Genomic DNA, 17,964 nt, shown 5'->3' on the forward strand with positions numbered 1-17,964 from the left:
GCTTTTTCGGGGTGGCAGAATGGCAATCGGGAACCTTCGTTTGCGGGATAAGGCTGGGGCAGGCCTGTGGCTTGTTGTGGCTCTGTTCGTAGTGTTTGCGGCGGGTTCAGGGGCTTTCCCCACCGCTGCACAGGCGCAAACCTACCGGTTCACCGGCATCCAGGTATCGGGCAACGAACGCGTCGATGCCTCGACAATCCTTAGCTATGCCGGAATCGCGCGCGGAGAGACGGTTTCCGCCGCGCGTCTGAACGACGCATATCAACGGATTTCCGACAGCGGCCTTTTCGAATTCGTGGAACTCAAGCCGCGCGGATCGACCCTTGTTGTGAATGTCCGGGAATATCCCACGATCAACGTCATCAACTTCGAAGGCAACCGACGGCTCAAGGACGAGAATCTGGCGCAGATCGTCCAGTCGAAATCGCGCCGGGTCTATTCGCCCAGCATGGCGGAGGCCGATGCCGCCGAGATCGTGAAGGCCTATGAACAACTGGGGCAACTGGCCGCCAGCGTGACGCCGAAGATCATCCGCCGCTCGGACAACCGTGTCGACCTTGTGTTCGAGATCCGGGAAGGCGCGATTGTCGAGATCGAGCGGATTTCCTTCGTCGGCAACCGTGCGTTTTCCGAACGTCGCCTGCGCCGTGCCCTGTCGACCAAGCAGGCCGGCCTTCTGCGCCGTTTCATCCGTTCGGACACCTTCGTTGCCGACCGGATCGAATTCGACAAGCAGGTGCTGTCGGACTTTTACATGTCCCGCGGCTATATCGATTTCCAGGTGCTGTCCGTCACGCCGGAACTGACCCGGAACCGCGATGCCTATCTGCTGACGTTCAACATCCGTGAAGGGCAGCAGTTCAAATACGGCAACATCTCGACTGTTTCCGATCTGCCCGACATCGACCCGGCAGAATTCCAGGACGTGATCCAGATCCGGGGCGGGGGAACCTATTCACCGCTCGGCATCGAATCGACCATCGCCCGGATGGAGCGTCTGGCGACGCGCAAGGGCCTGAACTTCGTGCGGATCGATCCGCGCGTGACCCGGAACGACCGGGACCTGACGCTGGATGTGGAATTCGCGCTTGTCCGCGGGCCGCGCCTGTTCGTGGAACGGATCGATATCGAGGGCAACGTCACGACGCTTGACCGTGTGGTCCGGCGGCAGTTCCGCTCGGTCGAGGGCGACCCGTTCAACCCGCGCGAGATCCGTGAGGCCGCCGACCGTATTCGCGCGCTTGGCTTCTTCGCCAATGCCGAGGTCACGGCCCGGGAAGGCACGTCGCCCGACCGGATGATTGTCGACGTGGATGTCGAGGAACAGCCCACCGGGTCGCTCTCCTTCGGTCTGAGCTATTCGGGCACCTATGGCGCGGGCGCGGCCATCGCCTTCAGCGAGACGAACTTCCTCGGTCGCGGGCAGTATCTCAACTTCCGGATCGATACCGGGACCGACAACTCCAAATCGCAGCTGATCTTTGCCGAACCGGCCTTCCTTGGGCGGGACGTGCGGTTCGGGTTTTCCGCGCGATATGCCGAGACGAACGGCCAGTTCGACGCAAATTACGACACGCGCTCGCTTTCGATCTCGCCCTCGCTCGAATTCCCGATTTCAGAGTTCTCGCGCCTGCGTCTTGCCTACACGATTGGCGAAAACACGCTGCACAACTATCAGGGAAACTCGACGATCGTCGCTGCAGAGGCCGCCGAAGAGGCACTGACCTTTTCCAAGATCGGCTATGTCTACAGCTACGACACCCGTCGCGGCGGACTTGATCCCAATCAGGGCTTTGTCTTCCGCTTTGGCCAGGACTATGCCGGGGTTGGTGGCGACCAGGAATTCATCGAAACATCGGCCCTGATCGGACTGCAAAAGCTGATCATGGCCGAAGAGGTGACGATCCGTGCAGAGCTTGAGGGCGGCGTGCTGTCGATGATGGGCAACCGCAACAGCCGTGTGACCGACCGCTATTTCCTCAATGGCAAGATGCGCGGCTTCGACGGTAACGGTCTCGGGCCGCGGGATCTTACGGCCGATGATGAGGATGCACTGGGCGGCAACTACTTCGCGGTGGCCCGGCTGGAGGCCGAATTCCCCATCGGCCTGCCCGAGGAATACGGGATCACCGGCGGTGTCTTCGCCGATTTCGGCAGCGTCTGGGGGCTTGATGCGCCGGGCAATGTCGATGACAGTTTCAAACTGCGCAGCGTGATCGGCTTCTCGATCTTCTGGGATACCGCCATCGGACCGTTGCGGTTCAACTTCTCCGAAGCGGTGCAGAAGGAAGACTATGACAAGGAACAGAATTTCGAGTTCACGATCTCGACCCAGTTCTGACCGTCATTCCCTGCTTGTACGGATCGCGCTGCTGATCTGTCTGACGCTGACTGCGCTGCCCGCCGCGGCGCAGGACGTCGCCGTTCCGCTTCGAAGCCCGATCCTGACCATCGAGCGGGAGCGGCTGTTCGCGGAAAGCCGGACCGGACAGGCGATCCTGAAGGCGCTGGAGGTCGATACGGCCAAGCTTGCCGCTGAAAACCGGCGGATCGAAGCGGAATTGACCGATGAGGAACGCTCGCTGACCGAGCAGCGCCCGACCCTGCCCGCCGACGAATTCCGCGCGCTGGCCGAAGCCTTCGATGCCAAGGTCGTTGCCATTCGCCGCGAACAGGATGCCAAGGCGCGGGCGCTGACCCAGCGGCGTGAGAGCGATCAGCAGGACTTTTTCCGCAAGGCGATGCCAATCGTCGCCGAACTTGTTCGGGCACGGCAGGCGGTTGTCGTGCTTGAACGGGGGGCCGTTCTTCTGTCGGCCGAACAGGTGGATATCACAGACGCGGCGATTGCCCTGATCGATGCGCGGCTTGCCGGGGTCGATCAAGGCGAAGGCGCAACCGAAGACGAGGGCGCGCCCATGCCACAGGGCGACGGTGCGCTGCCCGATTAGGGCGGCGCTTGTCTCGGGCCGGGGGAGTTGCTACTCCCGACGACGGAGGCGGACAGTCCGCCTGCGAGGAGTGGCAAGGAGATACGCGGTATGACCGAGGGACCCGTCGAGGAAGCAGACATCCAGTTGATCCAGCGGATCATCCCGCATCGGTACCCGTTCCTGCTGGTCGACCGTGTGAAAGAGATCGTGCCGAACCAGAGTGCCATCGGCATCAAGAACGTCACGATGAACGAGCCGCATTTCCAGGGCCATTTCCCCGGCAATCCGATCATGCCCGGCATCACCATCGTCGAGGCCATGGCCCAGACCGCGGCCGTCATGGTGGGGGTGTCGCAGGGTTTCGTCGACGAAGAATTCCTCGTCTATTTCATGGCCATCGACAAATGCAAGTTCCGCCGCATGGTCAAACCCGGCGACGTTCTTGAACTGCATGTCACCGTCAAGCGGGGCGGATCCAAGAAGGTGAAGATCTGGAAGTTCGAGGGCCGCGCCATGGTCGGGGACGAACTGGCGGCCGAGGCCGAATTTACCGCCATGATGGACCTGCCCGGGGAGTAAGGCGAATGGGCGTCGATCCCAACGCGCAGATCCACCCCTCGGCGATTGTCGAGGACGGAGCCGAAATCGGGGCCGGGGCGTGCGTTGGCCCGTTCTCGGTCATCGGGCCCAAGGTCACTCTTGCGCCGGGGGTCGAGGTCAAGAGCCATGTGGTGGTGACCGGCCTGACCGAGATCGGCGAAGAAACGGTGATCTTTCCCTTCGCCAATATCGGCGACGTGCCGCAGGACCTGAAATACCGGGGCGAGGAGACCCGGCTTGTCGTGGGCAAACGCAACCGCATTCGCGAAGGCGTCACCATGAACACCGGGACAGAGGGCGGCGGCGGCGTGACCCGCGTGGGCGACGATTGCCTGTTCATGACCGGTGCCCATGTCGCCCATGACGCGCAGGTGGGCGACCGTGTGATCATGGTGAACAACTCGGCGCTGGCCGGACATTGCGTCATCGGCGACGACGTCATCATCGGCGGGCTGTCCGGCATCCACCAATGGGTGCGCATCGGCCACGGGGCGATCATCGGCGCGGTGACGATGGTCACCAATGACGTGATCCCGTTTGGGCTGGTGCAGGGGCCGCGCGGCGTGCTTGACGGGCTGAACCTTGTGGGGCTGAAGCGGCGCGGCGTCGACCGGGCCGATATCTCGGCGCTTCGTGCGGCGTTCAAGGTGCTGGCAGACGGCGACGGCACATTTCAGGACAAGGCGCGCAAACTGGCGGAAGAGACCGACAGTCCTTATGTGCGCGAGATGGTTGAATTCGTGATGGCCGACTCCGACCGGTCGTTCCTGACCCCATGACGGGTGCCGTCGGAACGGCCCTGATCGCCGGGCGCGGGGCGTTGCCCGCCCATCTGGCCCGGGCGCTCGCAGCCTCGGGCGCGCCCTTCCTGATCGCGCAGATCGAGGGGTTCGAGATGGACAACCCCGAGGGATTGCCGGTCGAGACCTTCGCGCTGGAACGCCTGGCGATCCTCTTCGATCTCTTGCATGACCGCGGCATGACCCGCGTCGCGATGGCCGGCGCCGTCACCCGTCCGCGGCTGGAGCCCGAACGGATCGACCCGAAAACCGCGATGCTGTTGCCGAAGATCCTGCCGATGTTGGGGCAGGGCGACGATGCGACCCTGCGGGCCGTCATCGCGCTGTTCGAGGATGACGGCTTTACCGTCGTCGGTGCCGATGCCATTGCGCCGGACCTGCTGCCGGAGGCGGGCGTGCTGACGGCCACTGCACCGGGCGCTGCCGACGAACGGGACGCGGCGCGGGCGGCCGACATCGTTGCCAAGCTGGGGGCAGCCGATATCGGGCAGGGGGCGGTGGTTGCGCAAGGGCTGTGCCTTGCCGTGGAAACGCTGCCCGGCACCGATGCGATGCTGGACTGGGTGGCCGAGGTGGCGGGCGCCTGCCGACCCGACCCGGCAGGACCTCGCGGCGTGTTCTTCAAGGGCCCCAAGCCGGGACAGGACCGGCGGGTCGACCTGCCCACCATTGGTCCCGCCACGGTTGAGGCCGCGCACCGGGCCGGTCTGGCGGGCGTGGTGATCGAAGCCGACGGCGTTCTTGTGCTGGAACCGGAGAAGGCCCGCGCCTTGGCTGATGAGCTTGGCCTGTTCCTGTGGGTCCGGCGCCCGTGACGCGGCTGTTCCTGATCGCGGGGGAACCCTCCGGCGATGCATTGGGCGGCGCGCTGATGGCCGGGTTGAAGACGTTGTCACCAGGGGTTGAGTTCCACGGGGTCGGCGGGCCGCTGATGCAGGCCGAAGGTTTGGACAGCCTGTTCCCGATGGACGAATTGTCGGTGATGGGCATCGCGGAGGTGTTGCCGCGCTATCGCGCCCTGATGCGCCGGATCGCCCAATGCGCCGACGCGGTCGTCGCGATGCAGCCTGACGCGCTGATCACCATCGACAGCCCCGATTTCGGTCTGCGCGTGGCGCGCCGGGTGAAGGCGGCCAGTCCCATCCGAACGGTGCATTACGTCGCCCCCACCGTTTGGGCGTGGCGTCCGCAGCGCGCCGCGAAGATGGCGGAGGTCATCGATCAGGTGCTGGCGCTTTTCCCATTCGAGCCAACCTATATGGAGGCCGAGGGGATGCGCTGCGATTTCGTCGGTCACCCGGTGGTTGCCGAACCCCTTGCCTCGCCCGAACAGGCCGCCGCGTTCCGGGCCGCCCACGGAATCGCGTCCGATACCCGGCTGATCCTTGCCCTGCCGGGATCGCGTGCGGGCGAAGTCGCCCGTCTTGCCCCGATCTTCGGGCAGGCCTTGCAGGAGGTCTTGGCGCGGCACCCCTCCGCTCGGGTTGTGGTGCCCGCGGCCCCGGCCGTGGCGGCAGACGTTGCCCGGCTGATCGAGGGTTGGCCCGGCGCGCCGGTGTTGCTCGACCCGCGGGGACAATCGGCAGAGGTTGCAGCGGCCGAGAAACGCGCGGCCTTTGCCGCGGCGGATGCGGCGCTGGCGGCATCGGGCACGGTGTCGCTGGAACTGGCGGCCAATGGCGTGCCGATGGTCATCGCCTATGACATGAACTGGCTCAGCCGGAAGATCATCGGGCGGATGCTGCGGCTGGATACGGTGACGCTGGTCAATATCGTCAGTGAAACCCGCGCCGTGCCGGAGTTTCTGGGTGCGGCCTGCAAACCCGGCCCCATCGGTGCGGCGCTGGCGGGGTTGATGGAGGACGACACCGCCCGCACCGCCCAGCGCGACGCCGCCCGCCTGACCATGACACGGCTGGGGCAGGGCGGAGAGGCCCCGGGCCTGCGTGCGGCCCGCGCGGTGCTGGAGGGGTTGGCGGCGGAGTGATACCTACCGCCCCTTCCAGATCCACCCGCCGCCCAGCACCCGCGTGCCGCCGCTTTCGTAGAATACGCAGGCCTGTCCGGGGCTGACCCCTTCCTCGGGGTCCAGCAATTCGACTTCGGCCTCGGTGTCCGACAGTGGCCGCAGCACCGCGGCGCGCGGCGGCCGGGTGGAGCGGATCTTGACCGAGACATCCCAGGTCTCGCGAGAGGCAAGGGCCGCATCGCCCAGCCAGTTCACCTCGCGCACCGGAACGCGCCGGCTGGCCAGCATCTCTTTCGGGCCGACGACAACCTGCCGGGTCTCCACGTCCAGTCGCACGACGTAAAGCGGCTCTGCCAGCCCGCCGATGCCAAGGCCCCGGCGCTGTCCGATGGTGTAGTGGATCACGCCGTCATGGGTTCCCAGCACACGGCCATCGGCATGAACGATCTCTCCGGCCTCGACCGCGCCGGGGCGCAGCTTCTCGATGACCGAGGCGTAATTCCCCTCTGGCACGAAGCAGATATCCTGGCTGTCCGGCTTGTCGGCCACAGGAAGGCCGTATTTCGCCGCCAGTCTGCGAGTCGCAGTCTTGTCAGGCAAGTGACCCAAGGGGAAACGCAGGTAGTCCAATTGTTCGGGCGTGGTGGAAAACAGGAAATAGGACTGGTCGCGCGCCGAATCAGTTGCGCAGTGCAGTTCCGGGCCATTCGGGCCAAGTTTGCGCTGGATATAGTGCCCGGTGGCCATGCAATCGGCGTCCAGATCCTTTGCGGTTTCCAGAAGATCGCGAAACTTCACCCTTTCATTGCAGCGGATACAGGGCACCGGCGTCGCACCGGCCAGATAGCTGTCGGCGAATTCCTCGATCACCGCATCGCGAAACGCGGTCTCGTAATCAAGGACGTAATGCGGAAAACCGACCCGTTCGGCCACACGCCGGGCATCGTGGATATCCTGCCCTGCACAGCACGCCCCCTTCTTCGCCAGCGCCGCCCCGTGATCGTAAAGCTGCAGCGTGATGCCGATGACATCGTACCCTTCTTCCGCCAGTTGTGCGGCCACGACGGAACTATCGACCCCTCCGGACATCGCCACCAGAACACGGGTCTCGGCTGCCGGTTTGGCAAAGCCCAGGGAATTGAGCGTCGGGGCGGATTCGGCATTGGCCATCGTGTGAACTCCAGCGTGCAAGTCTTGGAGAATATAAGAAAATGCAAGATACTCTCAAGTCCTGCCTTCACCCCCTCTTAAGCACGAAAGGCCAACCTCTGGCCATCCTGAAGAGGGAAATACGAGCATGTTTCTGAAACGTATCGACGGACCGCGTACCGTCTCGCTGCCGGATGGCAGCACCATGTCACGGGCCGATCTGCCGCCGGTCGACACCCGCCGCTGGGTGGCCAGCCGAAAGGCCGCCGTGGTCAAGGCCGTGGCCGCCGGATTGATTACCCAGGAAGAAGCGCTGGAACGCTATTCGCTGTCGGGTGAGGAACTGGACAGTTGGAAACGCGCGGTCCGCGATCATGGGTTGAATGGCCTGAAAGTCACGTCCCTGAAGCAGTTCAGACAACCCTGAATTGAAAAATATGGACAACCTTCGATTGTAACTGTTAAGGTCTTTGTTAAGGTAAGGCGAAGTTAACTATTCTTCGTCAAGCTTCCCTAACGTTCGATGAGCAATCGGAGACCAGCACGATGCGCGTACTTTTAGTCGAAGACGACCCGACCACGGCCAAGAGCATCGAGTTGATGCTCACCCATGCCAACCTGAACGTCTACACGACCGATCTTGGCGAAGAAGGTGTCGACCTTGCCAAGCTCTATGACTACGACCTGATCCTACTGGATCTCAACCTGCCCGACATGAACGGGCACGAGGTTTTGCGCCAGCTTCGGCTTGCGCGCATTGAAACCCCGATCCTGATCCTGTCCGGTGCCGCCGATACCGAGAACAAGATCAAGGGCTTCGGCTTTGGCGCCGACGATTACATGACCAAGCCGTTCCATCGGGAAGAGCTGGTCGCCCGCATCCACGCCATCATCCGCCGGTCCAAGGGCCATGCCCAGTCGGTCATCCGGACCGGCAGCATCGAGGTCAATCTCGACGCCAAGACGGTCGAGGTGGAAGGCAAGCCGGTGCACCTGACCGGCAAGGAATACCAGATGCTGGAGCTTCTGAGCCTGCGCAAGGGCACGACCCTGACCAAGGAGATGTTCCTCAACCATCTTTACGGCGGGATGGACGAGCCGGAACTGAAGATCATCGACGTCTTCATCTGCAAGCTGCGCAAGAAGCTCGCCCAGGCCACCGGTGGCGAAACCTATATCGAGACCGTCTGGGGCCGGGGCTATGTGCTGCGGGACCCTGAGCCCGATCAGATGCCGGGCAATATCGCGCTCGGGGCGTAAGGCACGCCGACGCACGACGACGCTGGAAATCCGCCCAAGGCGCCCCTATCACATGACTGGGGCTGCCGCGGGGGGATGACATGACGTCCGACATTCCGGTCGAAAAACTCAACGTAGACGAGGCCCGCGCCGAGTTGGCCGATCTGGCCCGGCGGCTGGCAGAGGCGGACGACGCCTATCACCGCAAGGACGCGCCGGTCCTTTCCGACGCGGACTACGACGCGCTGAAGCGGCGCAATGCCGAGATCGAGGCGCGCTTTCCCGATCTCAAACGCGCCGACAGCCCGTCGGAAAAGGTCGGTGCAGAACCGGCCGAAGGGTTTTCCAAGGTCCGGCACGCGCGGCGCATGTTGTCGCTGGAAAACGCGTTCGACGGCGAAGAGATCGCCGATTTCGATGCCCGCATCCGCCGCTATCTTGGTCTGACCGAGGACGCCGGGCTGCTTTACACCGCCGAACCAAAGATCGACGGCCTGTCGCTCAGCCTGCGCTATGAAGGCGGCGACCTGGTGCAGGCCGCAACCCGCGGCGACGGGGAGGTCGGTGAAAACGTCACCGCCAATGCCCGCACCATCGCCGACATTCCCGAACGCCTGACCGGCGCACCCGATATTCTGGAGGTGCGGGGCGAGGTCTATATGGCCCATGCGGATTTCGAGGCGCTGAACGCGCGGCAATCGGATGCTGGCGCCAAGACCTTCGCCAATCCGCGCAACGCGGCGGCGGGGTCCTTGCGGCAGCTTGACCCGTCGATCACCGCCGCGCGTCCGTTGCGGTTCTTCGCCTATGGCTGGGGCGTGCTGTCCGCGCCGCTGGCCGATACACAGATGGGCGCAATCGAACGGCTGGCCGCGCTGGGGTTCCAGACCAACCCGCTGACGAAGCTCTGCAACGGTCCGGAGGAGATGCTGGCCCATTATGCCGGGATCGAACAGCGCCGCGCGACGCTGGGCTACGACATCGACGGGGTGGTCTACAAGGTGGACGATTTGTCCTTGCAGGACCGGCTTGGCTTCCGCTCCACCACCCCCCGCTGGGCGCTGGCCCATAAGTTCCCTGCCGAACTGGCCTGGACGCGGCTGGAGCGGATCGAGATTCAGGTGGGCCGCACCGGGGCTCTGTCGCCGGTGGCGCGGCTGACGCCCGTGACGGTTGGTGGTGTCGTGGTGTCGAACGCCACCCTGCATAACGAGGACTACATCGCCGGCCGTGATGCCAAGGGCAGCGAGATCCGCGGCGGCAAGGATATCCGCGAAGGCGACTGGGTGCAGGTCTATCGCGCGGGCGACGTGATCCCCAAGGTGGCCGATGTGGACCTGTCGAAACGGCCAGAGGGCGCGCAGCCCTATGCCTTCCCCGCCACATGCCCCGAATGCGGGTCGGAGGCGATAAGGGAAGAGGGCGACGCCGTTCGTCGTTGCACCGGTGGTCTGATCTGCCCCGCGCAGGCGGTGGAACGGCTGAAGCATTTCGTCAGCCGCGGGGCGTTTGATATCGAGGGGCTGGGCGCGAAACAGGTGGAGATGTTCTATCGCGATGAGGTCCTGCCGATCCGGGAACCGGCGGATATCTTCACCCTGGCCGAACGGGATGCGCAGAGCGTATCGAAACTGAAGAACCGCGACGGCTGGGGCGAAAAATCGGCCACCAACCTTTTCGCAGCGATCGAGGCACGGCGCACCATCCCGCTCGACCGGCTGATCTTCGCGCTGGGGATCCGCCATGTGGGCGAAAGTGCTGCGGACCTTCTGGCCCGTAACTACCTGACATGGGACGCGTTTGAGAGTGCGATGACCAATGCGCAGGTGGATGACGGCCCGGAATGGGAGAACCTGATCTCCATCGACGGGGTCGGCAAGGTGATGGCGGAGTCGCTGGTGACCGCGTTCCACCAGACTGCGGAACGTAACTCCATCGACCGTCTGGTCGCCCACCTGACCGTCGAACCGGCGCAACCCCGCGGGCAGGTCGACAGCCCCGTCGCGGGCAAGACCGTGGTCTTTACCGGGACGCTTGAAAAGATGACACGGGCAGAGGCCAAGGCGCGGGCAGAGGCGTTGGGGGCGAAGGTCGCCGGGTCCGTCTCGAAAAAGACCGACCTTGTAGTGGCCGGTCCCGGGGCCGGATCAAAGGCGAAGAAAGCCCAGGATCTGGGGGTGGAGACCATCGACGAGGACGCGTGGCTGGCCCTGATCGGCGCATGAGCGGCCGGCCCGACATCCTGTTCCCCCTGTTCGGCGCCTTGGAAAAGCTGGACGGGGTCGGCCCGAAGACCGCCAAGCTGCTGTCGCGGATCGAGATCGAAAAGCCCCGCGATCTGCTCTTCACCTTGCCCCATACCGGCATCGACCGGCGGCGCCGGGCCACGATCCGCGCTGTGCCGGCGGGAGAGGTCTCCACCGTTGAGGTCGTGGTGGGCCAGCATCAGGCGCCCCGCAGCGCCGGGCGCCCCTATCGCGTGCAGGTGCAGGATGCCGAAACCGCCTTCACGCTCGTGTTCTTCCATGCCCGCGCTGATTATCTGCGCCGCCTGCTGCCCGAAGGCGGGCGCCGGGTTGTCTCGGGCAAGGTCGAAATTTTCGACGGCATGGCGCAGATCGTCCATCCCGATCATGTCCTGCCGGTGGAAGAGGCTCACACGATCCCCGATTTCGAACCGGTCTATCCCCTCACCGCGGGGGTGACGCTGCGCACGATGACGCGGGCGGTTCAGTCGGCCTTGGAACGCCTGCCCGAATTGCCGGAATGGATCGATCCGCCGCTGCGCGCGCGCGAGGGCTGGCCCGACTGGAAGGCGGCCCTGACCGCGGCCCATACCCCGCTCAGCCCCCATGAAATCGCCCCGACCGCGCCCGCGCGTCAGCGTCTGGCCTATGACGAGTTGTTCGCACATCAGGTGACCCTTGCGCTTGCCCGCAAGACCCAGCGGCGCGGCAAGGGGCAGGTCAGTCAGGGCGATGGCCGCTTGCGCGAAAAGGTGCTGTCGGATTTGCCTTTTGCCCCGACCGGCGCGCAGAGACGCGCGATGGAGGAGATCGCCGCGGACATGGCCCAGCCCCGCCGGATGAACCGGCTGTTGCAGGGCGATGTTGGGGCCGGCAAGACGCTGGTCGCCTTCATGGCGCTTCTTGTCGCGGTGGAGGCCGGGGGGCAGGGCGTGCTGATGGCCCCGACCGAGATCCTCGCCCGGCAGCATTTGGCGAACCTGCAACCGCTGGCCGAAAGCGCGGGCGTGGTGTTGGAGATCCTGACCGGTCGCGACAAGGGGGCCGAGCGGCGCGCCAAGCTGGGGGCTTTGGCGGCGGGCGATATCCGGATCCTCGTGGGCACCCACGCGGTGTTCCAGAAGGATGTCGCCTTCCACGACCTGCGGCTGGCCATCGTGGACGAACAGCACCGTTTCGGCGTGGCACAGCGGATGGAGTTGTCGGCCAAGGGGCGCGGCGCGGATGTTCTGGTGATGACCGCCACGCCGATCCCGCGCAGCCTTGCGCTGGCCAGTTATGGCGACATGGATGTCTCGGTTCTGGACGAAAAACCGCCGGGGCGCACGCCGGTCAAGACGGCGCTGGTCTCGATGGGCCGGATCGACGAGGTGGTGGAACATCTGCGCGGCGCGATTGCCCAGGGACGGCAGGCGTACTGGGTCTGCCCCTTGGTCGAAGAATCCGAGGTGCTGGACCTGACCGCGGCGGAGGAACGGTTCAAACGCCTGCGCGCGGTGCTGGGCGAAGACCATGTCGGGCTGGTGCATGGCCAGATGCCCCCCGGTGAAAAGGACGCCGCGATGGCCCGGTTCCAGCGGGGAGAGACCGCCGTGCTGGTCGCCACCACGGTGGTGGAGGTAGGGGTGGATGTCCCCAACGCCTCCATCATGGTGATCGAACGGGCAGAGGGCTTCGGGCTGGCCCAGTTGCATCAGTTGCGGGGCCGGGTGGGGCGCGGTGCGGCGGCGTCGACCTGCCTGCTGATGTACCAGCCACCCCTGACCGAGGGCGGGCGGCGGCGGCTGGAGATCCTGCGCGAAACCGAAGACGGCTTTCGCATCGCCGAGGAGGACCTGGCCATGCGTGGGGCGGGCGATCTGATCGGGACCGCGCAATCGGGGCTGCCCAGGTTCCGCATCGCCGATCTGGAACGGCAAAGCGCGCTGATGGCGCTGGCCCAGTCGGATGCGCGCAAGCTGCTGAACGACGATCCGGCGCTTGAAACCGCAAGGGGGCAGGCGGTGCGGGTGCTCTTGTGGCTGATGGAACAGGACCGGGCGATCGGGTTGATCAAGGTCGGCTGACGCCGGTTTTCACCGGGCGTTCGCAAATGTTCTTAAAAAGTTCTTTACAGGTGGGTATGGATATGAGAACAATTTAGCAACAAGTTGATGGAACAGGAGCCCGCCCGATGCTCACCGACCTGAAATCCACGCTGTCCCGCTGCCATGCCACGCTTTGGCAGGATGCCATTGGCGCCGCTGCCTTGATGCTGCTCCTGTTCGCTGGGCTTCATCTGCCCGCTTTCGTCTGATTTTCGTTCTCTGCCCGCTGTCCGTGCGTATACCCCCGTGTCCCCGGGGCCCGTGTTCTGGAAACTGCCTCTTCCCGAGTTCTGCATGGACATGCATCCTGCCGCCGCCTCCCATCGGGAGTGCGGCGGTTTTTTTATCCGTTGCTCCGGGCTGAGGTCAGGCGCAGGCGGCTTTCCGTGCAGCATCGAAGGCTTCCAGCGTCGCCTCAAGGCTCAGCAGGATCGAGGCATGGCGATTCTTGTAATCGCGCGCCGGCATCAGCACCTCCAGCCCGTCAAAGGGCGCGTCGGGCGCCGGGCCGTCCTCTTTCAGCATTGCCTTCAACTGGTCGCGGGCCCGTTCGACCTCGTCCCGGCTGCGCCCGATGATCTGGGCCCCCACCACCGCGGCGGCGGCCTGACCCAGTGCGCAGGCCTTCACATCCTGCCCAAAGCGCGTGATCCGGCCCTCGGCAATGTTCAGATCCACGGTCACCGTCGACCCGCACAAAGGCGAACGTTTTCGCGCCGTGGCCATCGGGTCCTCCAGCCGCTCCAGATGCGGGATATCCGCGGCCAGCGCGAGAATGCGTTGCGAATAGAGCTTGATGAGGTCGGACTCGGTGCTCATGGCGTTTCCTTTTGGCGCGTATCCCACTAGATAGCCCGCGCGCGCCCGTTTTTCAAAGGAGTTCCCCGATGGCCTTCGATCCGGCATCCCTGCGTTACAACGAGGCGGGGCTGATCCCCGCCATCGCCCAGGCCACGGATGGCACCGTGCTGATGATGGCGTGGATGAATGCCGACGCGGTCGCGCGCACGCTTGAAACGGGCCGCGTAACCTATTGGTCGCGGTCCCGCCAGTCCTTTTGGGTGAAGGGCGAGACCAGCGGTCATGTCCAGCGCCTGATCGAGATGCGGGTGGATTGCGACCGCGATTGCCTGCTGATGCTGGTGGAACAGGAAGGACCCGCCTGTCACACCAACCGGCGCAGTTGTTTCTACACGGCGATCCGCGACGGCGCGGAGGTAGAGATCATGGCGCCGATGGCGGGTTAGATGGCGGGTGAGGCTGTCGTGCGAATACGAACACGCGATACGCTTGTGGCGCCGTTTTTGGGTATTTGGACCAAGAAGAAGGGGGCCGGTGTGCCCCGTCACAACCCGATCATCCTGCGGATGGCGGCGGGCGTGGCCCCTTCCGCCCGATAGGTTGCAAGCGCCCGGGCGTCATCGCGCTTGGCAAGGCGTTTCCCCGTATCATCCGTGATCAGACGGTGGTGGTGGTAGGCAGGCGTCGGCAGGCCAAGCAAAGCCTGCAACAGTACATGGATCTGCGTGGCCTCGAACAGGTCGGCGCCGCGTACGACCTCGGTGATGCCCTGAAAGGCGTCATCGACGACCACCGCCATGTGATACGACGTGCCGATATCGCGCCGGGCCAGCACGACATCGCCCACGCCCTTGATCAGCGCCGTTGCATCAAGGCGGTGCAGGCCCCCATGCAGCGGGCCCGTTTCCCGAAACGTGGGGAGCATGCGCCCAATCCGGTCAAGCGCGGCACCCATGTTCAGCCGGATCGCATCCTGCGCCCCGGCCGCGGCCATGGGGCGGTCGCGGCAGGTGCCGGGATAGACCAGCCCGTCGGGCCCATGCACGGGGGCGCCGGCCTGCGGGGCGGACAGCGCGGCCCTGATATCGGCCCGGCGGCACCGGCAGGGATAGATCACGCCCATTACGCCAAGCCGGTCGAGCGCGGCGTCATAGGCTGGCCGCCGCACCGATTGCCGCAGCACCGGACGGGGCCAGTCGAGCCCGAGCCATGCCAGATCGTCGAAGATCTGCGCCTCCCATTCCGGTTTGCTGCGCGCGGTATCGATATCCTCGATCCGCAACAGCATGCGGCCGCCCGCCGACTGGGCGCGGTCATGGGCCGTCAGCGCGGAATAGGCGTGCCCCAGATGCAAGGGCCCCGTTGGGGAGGGCGCGAAGCGGGTTGTTGGCGTGTCTGTCACGGGTGTCTGCGATGTCTTGCCGAAGCGGTGCAAGGTCGGGTTTTTTCGACTTCAAGCTGTGGTCGTGAAGGGGTTTAGTCCTGCTGCGGGCGCAATGCCCCGACTCATATTTCAGGAGTGCTTAGCATGAAATCCATCCTCCTTTCCCTCGGTATCATGGCGGCGGCCAGCGGCGTTCAGGCGTTCGAACTGTCGAGCCCCGATCTCGTTGAGGGAACACCCATCGGCGACATGTTCGTCTTTGACGGCTTTGGATGCACGGGCGGCAATGTCTCTCCCGCGCTGACATGGAGCGACGCACCGGAGGGCACGAAAAGCTTCGCGCTGATGGTCCACGACCCCGACGCGCCGACCGGCGGTGCGGGCTTCTGGCACTGGATCGCGCTGGACATTCCCGGTTCGGCCGAGGGACTGGCCCAGGGCGCCGGCGCCGCGGGCGGCGACGCGATGCCCGAGGGCGCGAAGATGATCGCCAACGACTATGGGATCGAGGGCTGGGGCGGTCCGTGCCCGCCGGAAGGTGACGACGCCCACCGCTATAACGTGACGCTCTACGCGCTGCCGGTGGAGAAACTGGAGATCCCGGCGGGGGCCTCCAAGGCGGTGACCGGTTTCATCGTCAACGCCACGGCCATCGGCAAGGCGACGCTCCAGGGGCTTTACGGCCGCTGAGGTCAAACCAAGGCTCGGTCCCCGCACAGGCGTGCGGGGGCCTTCCGGTGCGGCCGTCGAATTCAGGCGCGTTTCTCGATGACGTAGACGGTGGAGCCAAGATCGCGGGCGCGAATGTGGGGTCCGTATTCGCGAAAACGCAAGGAAAAGCCCCGCGAGAGAAGCTCCCCAAGCTTGGCAACATAGGACCCTTCGGCAAGCGCGTGGTCGTTGAAGGAAAAGGCCAGCCGCCCGCCGGGTGCAAGCGCGTCGGCAAGATCGTCCAGCAGATCGGCCGGTGCCGCGCCCACGGTGACAACGCCGACGGCGGCGATGGTGGGATAGCTGCCGGGGCTGACGGGCAGGGGCTTGTCCGGGTCGGTGACGGTCAGGGTCCGGTAGACGCCTTTCGCGCGGGCCTCCGCCACCATGGCCTCTGAGATGTCGCAGCCGTCGATCACGTCATAGCCTGCCTGCGTGAGTGCCAGGCCCGACAGGCCCGTGCCGCAGCCGACATCCAGCACCGGGCCGCGGCAACCGGTCTGCGCCATGGCCCGGGCGATGCGGGCCGGGGTGACGTAGGAATTTTCGGTCAGTTCGTCGTCGTAGGTGGACGCCCATTTGTCATAGAGGGTTTCAAGGCCATCGCGTTCTGCGATGTCGTACACGTCGTCGAGATATCTTGTCTGAGCCATGGCTAGAAGGCTAACGGGTGCCCGTGGCAGCGTCCAGCCATGCCCGCCATGCATCCTTTGCGCGGTCGGTATAGGCCTTGTAGCGATCACGCCGTCCGCGGCGCCCACCCTTCAGCCCCTCGACCGGGGGGAACAGCCCGAAATTGACGTTCATCGGCTGGAACGTCTTCGCCTCAGCCCCGCCGGTGATATGGGTGAACAGCGCGCCGGTCGCGGTGGTGCCTGGCACCGGCGGCACCGTGTGCCCGGCGATCTCCGCCGCGGCAAGGCGCCCGGCCAAAAGACCCATGGCCGCGCTTTCCACATAGCCTTCCACCCCGGTGATCTGCCCGGCAAAGCGGATATGGGGTTTCGACTTCAGGCGGAGTTGCGCATCCAGCAGCGTGGGTGAATTCAGGAACGTGTTCCGGTGGATGCCGCCAAGCCGTGCGAAGCGGGCATTCTCCAGCCCCGGGATCATCCGGAACACCTCTGCCTGCGCGCCGTATTTCATCTTGGTCTGGAAGCCGACGATATTGAACAACGTCCCCAGCGCGTTGTCGCGGCGCAGTTGCACGATGGCATGGGCCTTGATGTCGGGCTGATGCGGGTTGGTCAGGCCCACGGGTTTCATAGGCCCGTGGCGCAGCGTCTCGCGCCCGCGTTCGGCCATCACTTCGATGGGCAGGCAGCCGTCGAAGTAGCCAGCGGTTTCGCCCTCGTGAAACTCGGCCTTCTCGGCGGCCAGCAGCGCGTCGATGAACGCCTCATAGGTGTCGCGGTCCATCGGGCAGTTGAGATAGGCGGTGCGCTCTTCCTCGGTCTCGCCCTTGTCATAGCGGGACTGGAACCAAGCCTTTGACAGGTCGATGCTGTCGGCATGAACGATGGGGGCGATGGCGTCGAAAAAGGCCAGCGCATCCGTTCCCGTTTCGGTCTGGATCGCCCGGCCAAGCGCGTCCGAGGTCAGCGGACCGGTGGCAATGATCCAATGCCCCTCGGTGGGAAGTTCTGTTATTTCAGTATCATCCCGCGTGATCTTGGGGTGCTGCATCAGCCGTGCGGTCACGCCTTCGGCGAATGCCTCGCGGTCCACCGCCAGGGCGCCACCGGCGGGCAGGCGATGGGTGTCGGCCATCTGCATGATCAGACCGCCGGCCTGACGCATTTCCCAGTGCAACAGCCCCACGGCGTTCTGCTCGTCATCATCCGAGCGGAAGGAGTTGGAGCAGACCATCTCGGCCAGTTGGCCCGTCTTGTGGGCAAAGGTGCCGGTCTTGGGGCGCATCTCGTGGATGACCACGTCGATGCCGGCCTCGGCGGCCTGCCAGGCGGCCTCCGACCCGGCAAGGCCGCCGCCGACGATGTGAAGCGTGTCCGTCATGGCGCCCGATCTAGCGATGGCAGAAGGCG

The 17,964-nt window shown here is 64.9% G+C and carries 18 protein-coding genes; 13 read left to right on the plus strand and 5 right to left on the minus strand.

Annotation, left to right across the window (positions count from 1 at the left end):
• Nucleotides 1-19 precede the first annotated feature (19 nt).
• The 6 genes from bamA (at nt 20) to lpxB (ending at nt 6,320) form a co-directional block, all read left to right on the plus strand.
• Entirely contained in the window at nt 20-2,341 is a 2,322-nt protein-coding gene (gene bamA / locus RGUI_RS00240) for an outer membrane protein assembly factor BamA (RefSeq protein ID WP_081531214.1), read from the plus strand.
• Nucleotides 2,295-2,951, plus strand: coding sequence for an OmpH family outer membrane protein (locus RGUI_RS00245; protein WP_081531215.1), 657 nt, complete (start codon nt 2,295-2,297; stop codon nt 2,949-2,951). Before bamA ends, RGUI_RS00245 begins: the two co-directional genes overlap by 47 nt.
• 90 nt (nt 2,952-3,041) lie before the next feature.
• Entirely contained in the window at nt 3,042-3,512 is a 471-nt protein-coding gene (gene fabZ, locus RGUI_RS00250; protein ID WP_081531216.1) for a 3-hydroxyacyl-ACP dehydratase FabZ, read from the plus strand.
• Nucleotides 3,513-3,517: 5 nt separating this feature from the next.
• Nucleotides 3,518-4,312 (plus strand): acyl-ACP--UDP-N-acetylglucosamine O-acyltransferase, encoded by a 795-nt coding sequence (gene lpxA, locus RGUI_RS00255; RefSeq protein ID WP_081531217.1) that lies wholly within the window; start codon nt 3,518-3,520, stop codon nt 4,310-4,312.
• The gene (locus RGUI_RS00260; RefSeq protein WP_081531218.1) at nt 4,309-5,148 is read left to right on the plus strand and encodes an LpxI family protein; all 840 of its coding nucleotides are present in this window, start codon (nt 4,309-4,311) and stop codon (nt 5,146-5,148) included. Before lpxA ends, RGUI_RS00260 begins: the two co-directional genes overlap by 4 nt.
• Nucleotides 5,145-6,320, plus strand: a complete 1,176-nt coding sequence (lpxB, locus tag RGUI_RS00265; protein ID WP_081535897.1) for a lipid-A-disaccharide synthase — start codon at nt 5,145-5,147, stop codon at nt 6,318-6,320. The genes RGUI_RS00260 and lpxB overlap by 4 nt, the downstream gene beginning before the upstream one ends.
• A 3-nt stretch (nt 6,321-6,323) precedes the next feature.
• Here the strand turns inward: lpxB and mnmA are convergent, their stop codons facing one another.
• Nucleotides 6,324-7,472, minus strand: a complete 1,149-nt coding sequence (gene mnmA / locus RGUI_RS00270; protein ID WP_081531219.1) for a tRNA 2-thiouridine(34) synthase MnmA — start codon at nt 7,470-7,472, stop codon at nt 6,324-6,326.
• A 127-nt stretch (nt 7,473-7,599) separates the two neighbouring features.
• On the opposite strand from mnmA, the gene RGUI_RS00275 reads away from it, so the two are divergent.
• The 5 genes from RGUI_RS00275 to RGUI_RS22315 all read left to right on the plus strand — a co-directional run bounded on the left by RGUI_RS00275 (nt 7,600) and on the right by RGUI_RS22315 (nt 13,232).
• Nucleotides 7,600-7,878, plus strand: coding sequence for a DUF1153 domain-containing protein (locus tag RGUI_RS00275; protein WP_081531220.1), 279 nt, complete (start codon nt 7,600-7,602; stop codon nt 7,876-7,878).
• A 119-nt stretch (nt 7,879-7,997) separates the two neighbouring features.
• Nucleotides 7,998-8,711, plus strand: coding sequence for a response regulator transcription factor CtrA (gene ctrA / locus RGUI_RS00280; RefSeq protein WP_081531221.1), 714 nt, complete (start codon nt 7,998-8,000; stop codon nt 8,709-8,711).
• Between the two features lie 80 nt (nt 8,712-8,791).
• Complete coding sequence (gene ligA / locus RGUI_RS00285; RefSeq protein WP_081531222.1) at nt 8,792-10,915, plus strand: NAD-dependent DNA ligase LigA; 2,124 nt, start codon at nt 8,792-8,794, stop codon at nt 10,913-10,915.
• The gene (gene recG, locus RGUI_RS00290) at nt 10,912-13,002 is read left to right on the plus strand and encodes an ATP-dependent DNA helicase RecG (protein ID WP_081531223.1); all 2,091 of its coding nucleotides are present in this window, start codon (nt 10,912-10,914) and stop codon (nt 13,000-13,002) included. Before ligA ends, recG begins: the two co-directional genes overlap by 4 nt.
• 107 nt (nt 13,003-13,109) lie before the next feature.
• Nucleotides 13,110-13,232 (plus strand): hypothetical protein, encoded by a 123-nt coding sequence (locus RGUI_RS22315; RefSeq protein ID WP_256387862.1) that lies wholly within the window; start codon nt 13,110-13,112, stop codon nt 13,230-13,232.
• A 157-nt stretch (nt 13,233-13,389) separates the two neighbouring features.
• Here the strand turns inward: RGUI_RS22315 and RGUI_RS00295 are convergent, their stop codons facing one another.
• A complete protein-coding gene (locus tag RGUI_RS00295) occupies nt 13,390-13,842 on the minus strand; it encodes an iron-sulfur cluster assembly scaffold protein (protein WP_081531224.1) in 453 nt (150 codons plus the stop codon).
• A gap of 68 nt (nt 13,843-13,910) precedes the next feature.
• Here RGUI_RS00295 and hisI point away from each other — a divergent pair, with 68 nt between their 5' ends.
• Nucleotides 13,911-14,270 (plus strand): phosphoribosyl-AMP cyclohydrolase, encoded by a 360-nt coding sequence (hisI, locus tag RGUI_RS00300; protein WP_081531225.1) that lies wholly within the window; start codon nt 13,911-13,913, stop codon nt 14,268-14,270.
• Nucleotides 14,271-14,368: 98 nt separating this feature from the next.
• On the opposite strand, the gene gluQRS is transcribed toward hisI, so the two are convergent.
• On the minus strand, nt 14,369-15,226 hold the full coding sequence (gene gluQRS, locus RGUI_RS00305; protein ID WP_081535898.1) for a tRNA glutamyl-Q(34) synthetase GluQRS: 858 nt from the start codon (nt 15,224-15,226) through the stop codon (nt 14,369-14,371).
• A 126-nt stretch (nt 15,227-15,352) separates the two neighbouring features.
• Between gluQRS and RGUI_RS00310 the strand changes: the two genes are divergently transcribed.
• Nucleotides 15,353-15,898, plus strand: coding sequence for a YbhB/YbcL family Raf kinase inhibitor-like protein (locus tag RGUI_RS00310; RefSeq protein ID WP_081531226.1), 546 nt, complete (start codon nt 15,353-15,355; stop codon nt 15,896-15,898).
• Between the two features lie 62 nt (nt 15,899-15,960).
• Here RGUI_RS00310 and RGUI_RS00315 read toward each other — a convergent pair whose 3' ends face one another.
• Together RGUI_RS00315 and trmFO are read right to left on the minus strand one after the other, a co-directional pair.
• A complete protein-coding gene (locus RGUI_RS00315; protein WP_172841044.1) occupies nt 15,961-16,572 on the minus strand; it encodes a class I SAM-dependent methyltransferase in 612 nt (203 codons plus the stop codon).
• Nucleotides 16,573-16,582: 10 nt separating this feature from the next.
• Nucleotides 16,583-17,935, minus strand: coding sequence for a methylenetetrahydrofolate--tRNA-(uracil(54)-C(5))-methyltransferase (FADH(2)-oxidizing) TrmFO (trmFO, locus tag RGUI_RS00320; protein ID WP_081531228.1), 1,353 nt, complete (start codon nt 17,933-17,935; stop codon nt 16,583-16,585).
• Nucleotides 17,936-17,964: the final 29 nt, after the last annotated feature.

The sequence above is a fragment of the Rhodovulum sp. P5 genome, assembly GCF_002079305.1.
GTDB lineage: Bacteria > Pseudomonadota > Alphaproteobacteria > Rhodobacterales > Rhodobacteraceae > Rhodovulum.

Excerpts from the sequence above, each read along its gene's own strand:
- mnmA (WP_081531219.1), bottom strand. The coding sequence starts at position 7,472 with ATGGCCAATGCCGAATCCGCCCCGACGCTCAATTCCCTGGGCTTTGCC.
- fabZ (WP_081531216.1), top strand. The coding sequence starts at position 3,042 with ATGACCGAGGGACCCGTCGAGGAAGCAGACATCCAGTTGATCCAGCGG.
- RGUI_RS00275 (WP_081531220.1), top strand. The coding sequence starts at position 7,600 with ATGTTTCTGAAACGTATCGACGGACCGCGTACCGTCTCGCTGCCGGAT.
- lpxA (WP_081531217.1), top strand. The coding sequence starts at position 3,518 with ATGGGCGTCGATCCCAACGCGCAGATCCACCCCTCGGCGATTGTCGAG.
- RGUI_RS00260 (WP_081531218.1), top strand. The coding sequence starts at position 4,309 with ATGACGGGTGCCGTCGGAACGGCCCTGATCGCCGGGCGCGGGGCGTTG.
- hisI (WP_081531225.1), top strand. The coding sequence starts at position 13,911 with ATGGCCTTCGATCCGGCATCCCTGCGTTACAACGAGGCGGGGCTGATC.
- RGUI_RS00310 (WP_081531226.1), top strand. The coding sequence starts at position 15,353 with ATGAAATCCATCCTCCTTTCCCTCGGTATCATGGCGGCGGCCAGCGGC.
- ligA (WP_081531222.1), top strand. The coding sequence starts at position 8,792 with ATGACGTCCGACATTCCGGTCGAAAAACTCAACGTAGACGAGGCCCGC.
- trmFO (WP_081531228.1), bottom strand. The coding sequence starts at position 17,935 with ATGACGGACACGCTTCACATCGTCGGCGGCGGCCTTGCCGGGTCGGAG.
- bamA (WP_081531214.1), top strand. The coding sequence starts at position 20 with ATGGCAATCGGGAACCTTCGTTTGCGGGATAAGGCTGGGGCAGGCCTG.
- RGUI_RS00245 (WP_081531215.1), top strand. The coding sequence starts at position 2,295 with ATGACAAGGAACAGAATTTCGAGTTCACGATCTCGACCCAGTTCTGAC.
- RGUI_RS22315 (WP_256387862.1), top strand. The coding sequence starts at position 13,110 with ATGCTCACCGACCTGAAATCCACGCTGTCCCGCTGCCATGCCACGCTT.
- ctrA (WP_081531221.1), top strand. The coding sequence starts at position 7,998 with ATGCGCGTACTTTTAGTCGAAGACGACCCGACCACGGCCAAGAGCATC.
- recG (WP_081531223.1), top strand. The coding sequence starts at position 10,912 with ATGAGCGGCCGGCCCGACATCCTGTTCCCCCTGTTCGGCGCCTTGGAA.
- RGUI_RS00295 (WP_081531224.1), bottom strand. The coding sequence starts at position 13,842 with ATGAGCACCGAGTCCGACCTCATCAAGCTCTATTCGCAACGCATTCTC.
- RGUI_RS00315 (WP_172841044.1), bottom strand. The coding sequence starts at position 16,572 with ATGGCTCAGACAAGATATCTCGACGACGTGTACGACATCGCAGAACGC.